General features: G+C 70.5%; 7 protein-coding genes. 4 read left to right on the top strand and 3 right to left on the bottom strand.

Features of this window, described 5'->3' with window-relative positions; all coding sequences use genetic code 11:
* Both ACFDSW_RS15205 and ACFDSW_RS15200 read left to right on the top strand, forming a co-directional pair.
* A partial coding sequence (locus ACFDSW_RS15205) for a TIGR04063 family PEP-CTERM/XrtA system glycosyltransferase (RefSeq protein ID WP_375251119.1) occupies window positions 1–936 on the top strand: 936 nt, incomplete at its 5' end.
* The gene (locus ACFDSW_RS15200; RefSeq protein ID WP_375251118.1) at window positions 894–1,808 is read left to right on the top strand and encodes a hypothetical protein; all 915 of its coding nucleotides are present in this window, start codon (window positions 894–896) and stop codon (window positions 1,806–1,808) included. The genes ACFDSW_RS15205 and ACFDSW_RS15200, both read left to right, overlap by 43 nt.
* Before the next feature lie 6 nt (window positions 1,809–1,814).
* On the opposite strand, the gene ACFDSW_RS15195 is transcribed toward ACFDSW_RS15200, so the two are convergent.
* Together ACFDSW_RS15195 and ACFDSW_RS15190 are read right to left on the bottom strand one after the other, a co-directional pair.
* Entirely contained in the window at window positions 1,815–2,111 is a 297-nt protein-coding gene (locus ACFDSW_RS15195) for a hypothetical protein (protein WP_375251117.1), read from the bottom strand.
* The gene (locus ACFDSW_RS15190; protein ID WP_375251116.1) at window positions 2,108–2,287 is read right to left on the bottom strand and encodes a hypothetical protein; all 180 of its coding nucleotides are present in this window, start codon (window positions 2,285–2,287) and stop codon (window positions 2,108–2,110) included. Before ACFDSW_RS15190 ends, ACFDSW_RS15195 begins: the two co-directional genes overlap by 4 nt.
* 86 nt (window positions 2,288–2,373) lie before the next feature.
* Between ACFDSW_RS15190 and ACFDSW_RS15185 the strand changes: the two genes are divergently transcribed.
* A complete protein-coding gene (locus ACFDSW_RS15185) occupies window positions 2,374–3,021 on the top strand; it encodes a helix-turn-helix transcriptional regulator (protein ID WP_375251115.1) in 648 nt (215 codons plus the stop codon).
* Window positions 3,022–3,026: 5 nt separating this feature from the next.
* On the opposite strand, the gene ACFDSW_RS15180 is transcribed toward ACFDSW_RS15185, so the two are convergent.
* Window positions 3,027–3,194, bottom strand: a complete 168-nt coding sequence (locus ACFDSW_RS15180; RefSeq protein ID WP_375251114.1) for a hypothetical protein — start codon at window positions 3,192–3,194, stop codon at window positions 3,027–3,029.
* 132 nt (window positions 3,195–3,326) lie between these two features.
* Between ACFDSW_RS15180 and ACFDSW_RS15175 the strand changes: the two genes are divergently transcribed.
* On the top strand, window positions 3,327–5,075 hold a 1,749-nt coding region (locus ACFDSW_RS15175; RefSeq protein ID WP_375251113.1), incomplete at its 3' end, for an autotransporter assembly complex family protein.

The following is a 5,075-nucleotide window of genomic DNA, read 5'->3' as shown; positions in this document are numbered from 1 at the left end:
CTGGCGGCGCTTTTGGTGGCGCGCCGCCGTCGCCTGCCGCGGGTGTATGAAATCCGGGCTTTCGGGGAGGATGCGTCGGTGGGCAATGGCACCGGCCGTGCGGGATCGTTGCGTTATCGGGCGACACGCGCGCTGGAAAGCTGGGCGGTGCGGCGCGCCGATGCGGTGGCGGTGATTTGCGACGGATTGCGTGACGACCTCATCACGCGCGGCATCGCGCCGGACAAGATCGTCGTATCGCCCAACGGCGTCGATCTGACGCTGTTCGGCCAGCCCGCCGCGCGCGACGCGACGCTCGCGGCGAGCTGGGGGCTGGGTGACGAGGTGATCGGCTTCATCGGCAGCTTCTATGATTATGAAGGGCTCGACGATCTGATCGCGGCGATGCCGGCGCTGGTGGCGCGGCGACCGGCGGCGCAGCTGCTGCTGGTGGGCGGCGGCCCGATGGAGGCGGCACTGCGCGCGCAGGCGGCAGCGTCGCCGGTCGCCGATGCGATCCGCTTCGTCGGGCGCGTGCCGCATCGCGAGGTGGAACGCTATTACGGCCTGATCGACGTGCTCGCCTATCCGCGCAAGCGGATGCGGCTGACCGAGCTGGTCACCCCGCTCAAGCCGCTGGAGGCGATGGCGCAGCGGCGGCTGGTGGCCGCGTCGGATGTCGGCGGACACCGCGAGCTGATTCGCGACGGCGAGACCGGGACGTTGTTCGCCGCTGATGATCCGGGCGCGCTGGCGGCGGCGCTGGCAGCGTTGCTGTCGGATCGGTCGGGATGGGACGATCGACGCGCGCGCGCGCAGGCATTCGTCGCGGCGGAGCGGGATTGGGCGCGCAACGTGCATCGCTACGGCGCCGTTTACCATCGGCTTACCGATGGTTCGTATAACCGCGACTCATGGCCGCTATCCTCCTTTACCGTCCGACTGCCGCGACGCTGACGTCGCGGTTCTGGCCATCGCACTTCCTTCCCGCCGCCGTCGTGCTGGCGGGGGTGGGCGTCGCGATGGGAATTGCGACCGCGCCGACGGCGGTGCTGGATGGCGCGGTGGAGCGGCTGCATCTCGCGGCGCTGTTGCCCGCCGCCGCCGCGCCCATCGGGGTGACGGGACGCTGCCTGCTCGCGCTGGGTTTGGGACTGCTGATCGCTTCGACCGCCTTGCTGGGGCGCCTGCGTCGACCGGCGAGCATCAGCCTGGGTTATCGGGACGCGCCGATCGTGCGCCGCGCCGATGCGCATCCCGACGCGCCGCCACGTCGCCCGATCCGCGCCAGCGAGGATCTCGGTCAGCCGCTGCCCGATCCCGAAAGCGCCGGACGCAGGATCATCATGACGCCGGACGAGCCGCAGCCGCCTGCGATCGCGGCGCCGGTGGTGGCGGTCGACGCCCCGGCCGCGACCACGCCGGCGGCGCCGTTTCGCGACCCGGACGCGACGTGGATGACGCCGCCGCCCGAGCGCACCTTGCCGCGCGATCTGGACCTGCCGATGAGCGTGTTCGATCCGGGCGCGGTTCCCGCCGCACCGATGGCGCCGCCGGAGCCCGTTCCGCCGCTGTTCGCGGCACCGCGACCCGCGGTAGCGCGGGTCGACCGCATCGAAAGCTTCACGATCCCCGCCGAATCGACCAGTTCGCCCGCCGCGGCGGAAGCGACCATCGAATCGCTGCTGGACCGGCTGGAGCGCAGCGCCGAACGTCGCGCGGCGGTTCGCAGCGCGCCGGCCCCGACACCGGCTATGGCGTGCGAACCCGAGCAGACCGCATCGCTCGACGAGACATTGCAGCGGCTGCGCCGCCTCGCCGCGAGCTGAGCGGGTTCATCCAGTATCGAGCGTCACGCTCTCGATCCGCAGCCGCGTCATCGCCCCCGCGCGCTCCCACGCCGCGACCCTTATATCGGTGAGCAGGCCGCCACGCAGCGGCAGATCCAGCGCGGACAGTTGCGCCAGCCATTGGTCGAGCCGGTCGCCCGACATCGCGCTGGCAAGGATGTCGTGGCGCGCGCCGGAGAAGGTCGCGCTGTGCCAAGGGGTCATGCGATGCCGCTCGATCGCCAGTTCGGCACCCGCCAGCGCTGCCGAGCGCGTTAAGGCCCGCTCCAGCCCGCGCGTCATCGCTGCCCTCGCGATGACAGGATCGCCGTGATCCGCCGAGCGGTCGCCGGCTTGGGCGATCGCCCGCGCCGCAAGTCCAGCACGAACCGCGGATCGTTGACCACGCGCCGGCCGAACGTCGTCGGCGCGATCCCCGTCCGGTCCAGATAGCGTTCGATCTCGACCAACAAACTCATTCGGCCCTCCGACTCGATGTTATGTTCCCTTTATGTTCTACTCCATCCGACTTGTCGAGGAAATTTCCTGCGCGTAGGGTGGTGGTATGTCTGAGACCCCCCAGCAGACGCTCGCCCGCCTGGCCCGCGACCGTGGGGTGAGCTTGTCCGCGCTATCGCGGATGCTGGGGCGGAACGTCGCCTATCTGCAGCAATATGTCGGGCGTGGTTCGCCCCGCATCCTGCCCGAGCGTGAGCGGCGCGTGCTGGCCGATTTCCTGGCGGTGGACGAAGCGGCATTGGGCGCGCCGCCGGTGGTGGCTGGCGGGGACACGGGGATGGTCGCGGTTCCCTATCTGACCGTCGCCGCCGCCGCCGGGGCGGGCCGGACGGTCGATGAGGAGCGGCTGATCCGCACGCTGGCGCTGCCGGTCGCGATGCTGCGCGAGCATCATGTGCGCGCCGACCTGGCTTCGTTGATCGACGTGGCGGGCGATTCGATGGCGCCGACCTTGCTGGCGGGTGATCGGGTGCTGGTCGATCGCGGCGATCGAGTCGTGCCCCGCGCGGGTGGCGTGTTCGTGGTGCGGTGGGGCGGGGGTGCGAACGACGCCGGGTTGGCGATCAAGCGCATTCGGCACGCCGACGCCGGGTGGCGGATCGCGAGCGACAATCCCGCCTATCCGGACGTGTTGCGCCCCCGTGACGCGGTGACGATCATCGGTCGCGCGCGGCTGCTGCTACGCGACCTGTGACTCGATCAGCGCTCGCGCAGCCAGATCACTACCGCGATCAGGCATCCCAGCCCCAGCCCGGCGAGGAAGCCGATCGAGGGCTGGCCGGCGAACAGGCCGGCCACCGTGCCGCCGAGTGCGCCGATCGCGATCGGAAAGCCGCCCGCGGTGCTATGTCGAGAAGAACGCGCCATGCCGCGGCGCATGCCACGACGGCGCGGCATGCGCCAGTGCGCACGACGGAGCGTGCCACGGCTGCGCTCCTGCGCCGCAACAACGTCGTTTAGCCACTTTTGCCAGCGCGTTGCTGCGGCTACAGGTCGCTGATGAGGCCGGACGTGGGGCGGCGCGGTGCCGTGTTCGGCGTCGCGACGGGCATGATCATCATCAGCGTACCGGCATGGGGACAGGCCACGACCGCGCCTGCCGTGATGACAGCGGATCAGGCATCGAACGGGACGGCGGAACAGATGCCTCCGCCGGTCACCACGCTGGACGCCGATTCGCCGATGGCGGCGCTGCCCGATATCGGCGTGGACTGGCCGGATCTGTCCGCCACGCCTGCCACCGCCCCGGCCGCCGTTGACAGCAATGCCGCCACCGCGATCCGCTATGCGTGGCGGATCGACGGGATCGAGGGGATCGGTTCGGCGCTGCTGCGACAGCGCTTCGACGAACTGTCCGCTTTGTCGCAGAACGACGGGAAGGACGCCAATGCCGCGCAGCTCGACCGGCGGGCGCGACAGGATGCGGACCTGTTGCTCACGCTGCTGCGGGCGGAGGGCTATTACGACGCGGCGGTGACCACCTCGCTCGAACGCCCCGCCGGTGCCAAGCCAGTGGTGGTGCTGACCGCCGACCCCGGCGCCCTGTACCGCTTCACGGGGGTGACACTGGAGGGCGTGGCACAGGCCGGCGCGAAGGCGAACACGTTACGCGATGCCTTCGCGGTCAGGCCGTCCGATCCGGTCAACGCCGATACGATCGCCGCCGCCGAGGCCAATCTGCGCACCACCGCCGGGCAGGAAGGATTTCCCTTCGCCACGATCGGCGAGCCCGCGATCGTCGTCGATCGCAGCGCGCGGACCGCGACGCTGCGCGTCGACGTGGCGCCGGGCGCCGCGCGGCGGTTCGGTCGGATCGTCGCCAATGACGACAATCGCGTTTTCGATGCCCGGCACGTCCAGGAAATCGCGCGCTTCGCCCCCGGTGATCCCTATGCCGCATCGCAGGTCGAGGATCTGCGCCGTGCGTTGATCCAGACCGGGCTGGTCAGCACCGCCGATGTGCGCCCGGTGCCGGGCGCCGATCCGGCGACCGTCGATATCGCGGTGCGGCTCGCCCCGGCACCGCCCCGCACCGTCGCCGGCGAGCTGGGTTATGGCACCGGGGAGGGGGCGCGTTCGGAAATCAGCTGGACGCACCGCAATCTGTTTCCTCCCGAAGGTGCGCTGACGTTGCGCGGTGTGCTGGGCACGCGCGAGCAGCTGGGGCAGGTGACGTTCCGCCGCAACAATTTCGAAGGGCGCGACCGCGTCCTGACCGCGCAATTCAGCGCGGCGCACCTGCTGCGCGACGCCTATGAGGCGGATACGCTCTCGCTGTCGGCGGGGCTGGAGCGGCAGACCAACATCTTCTTTCAAAAGACCTGGACCTGGTCGCTGGGCGGCGAACTGGTTGCTACCGACGAGCGCGATGTCGATGCCGGCACCGGGCTGCCGCGCCGCCGGACCTTCCTGATCGGCGCGCTGCCGACCAGCCTGGGCTATGACGGATCGGACGACCTGCTCAATCCGACGCGCGGTTTCCGGCTGGCGGGACGGGCCAGCCCCGAACTGTCGCTGCAGGGCGCGGTGTTCGGCTATACCCGCGTGCAATTCGATGCCAGCGCTTACCGCCCGGTCAGCGAGCGCGCGGTGTTGGCGGGGCGTATCCGGCTGGGCACGATCGTCGGCGCTCCACGCGACCAGATCGCGCCGTCACGGCGATTCTATGCCGGTGGTGGCGCGTCGGTGCGCGGCTATGGCTTCCAGTCGATCGGGCCGCGCGACCCCAATAACGATCCGATCGGTGGT

Source organism: Sphingomonas sp. (genome assembly GCF_042091075.1).
Classification (GTDB): domain Bacteria; phylum Pseudomonadota; class Alphaproteobacteria; order Sphingomonadales; family Sphingomonadaceae; genus Sphingomonas.
The sequence above is the reverse complement of the archived record's forward strand: the minus strand, read 5'-3'. Positions and strand labels throughout refer to the sequence as shown.

Excerpts from the sequence above, each read along its gene's own strand:
- ACFDSW_RS15200 (WP_375251118.1), top strand. The coding sequence starts at position 894 with ATGGCCGCTATCCTCCTTTACCGTCCGACTGCCGCGACGCTGACGTCG.
- ACFDSW_RS15195 (WP_375251117.1), bottom strand. The coding sequence starts at position 2,111 with ATGACGCGCGGGCTGGAGCGGGCCTTAACGCGCTCGGCAGCGCTGGCG.
- ACFDSW_RS15185 (WP_375251115.1), top strand. The coding sequence starts at position 2,374 with ATGTCTGAGACCCCCCAGCAGACGCTCGCCCGCCTGGCCCGCGACCGT.
- ACFDSW_RS15180 (WP_375251114.1), bottom strand. The coding sequence starts at position 3,194 with ATGGCGCGTTCTTCTCGACATAGCACCGCGGGCGGCTTTCCGATCGCG.
- ACFDSW_RS15190 (WP_375251116.1), bottom strand. The coding sequence starts at position 2,287 with ATGAGTTTGTTGGTCGAGATCGAACGCTATCTGGACCGGACGGGGATC.